At 34.5% G+C, this 878-nt stretch carries 1 pseudogene; it reads right to left on the bottom strand.

Going from position 1 to position 878, the window contains the following annotated elements:
- Positions 1-628 precede the first annotated feature (628 nt).
- A pseudogene (locus ACECE_RS31520) lies at positions 629-878 on the bottom strand (transposase); the annotation flags it as partial.

Raw genomic sequence — 878 nt, 5'->3', positions numbered from 1 at the left:
TAAGTAATGGTTAACATTTGCAGATATGATAAACTTTATATTTAATCTTGCCCAATTCTTACGAAACTTTTTCCTTGAAATTTCTGAATTGATAATTCATGGACATAATATATTGACTGCTTGTGGAGAATTTTGTTATAATACATTTGGATATATGCTTTTGTATATATTATTTTTTCACATCGATTCTGTCTCTGACATCTGCCAATACATTTTATTTTTTCAATAGAAATTGCCTCAATCTTGTAAAAGCTTGGAACACCTTATGTTTACGGTTATATAAAAATAAGCTTTAAGTAAAGGCAAAGAATATAAATAATCTAATCGATAGTGTAAAGTGAGATATGAAAATAGAAAGTAATGAAATTTACTCTCGCGAACCTTGAAAAGTGAAAATATTCCTCTGGAATTAAGTTGTTTGATCCCTTCCGCCACCCTTGACAGCATGAAAAATCAATGCTCTGAAGTTATCACCGACGGCGAGAAACTCAAAAACAGATAGTCTTCACCGTCTTATTCACAGCAGTATAGCATTGATTTGTCACACTATCAAGGGCAGGTCCAAAAGCAAAGTACGCTTTTGGATGGCTAGTTTTACCTCGGCTCAAAATCTAAAAACAGATAGTTTTTAATCAACCTGAGATTTCTGCATTTCTAAAATGGTTTTTTGACCAAGGTAAATAAGGACTTGCCACTTGGCAGGCATGTTCCCGGCATCTTTAAAGGCATCCAACTCGTTGAGTGGTTTCCAGTAATTATACGGATGAGGACGTAGAAAGTTGTAATAAGCAACCCAGAGTGATACGCCATAAAGAGCACCATTTTCACATCCATAACCACATGTGACACGGTAGGAGTATTTGAATGTACGGTTTAAA

Source organism: Acetivibrio cellulolyticus CD2, from assembly GCF_000179595.2.
Taxonomy (GTDB): Bacteria; Bacillota; Clostridia; order Acetivibrionales; family Acetivibrionaceae; genus Acetivibrio; species Acetivibrio cellulolyticus.
Note: the sequence above shows the minus strand (reverse complement) of the source record. Positions and strands in the feature narration are given on the sequence as shown.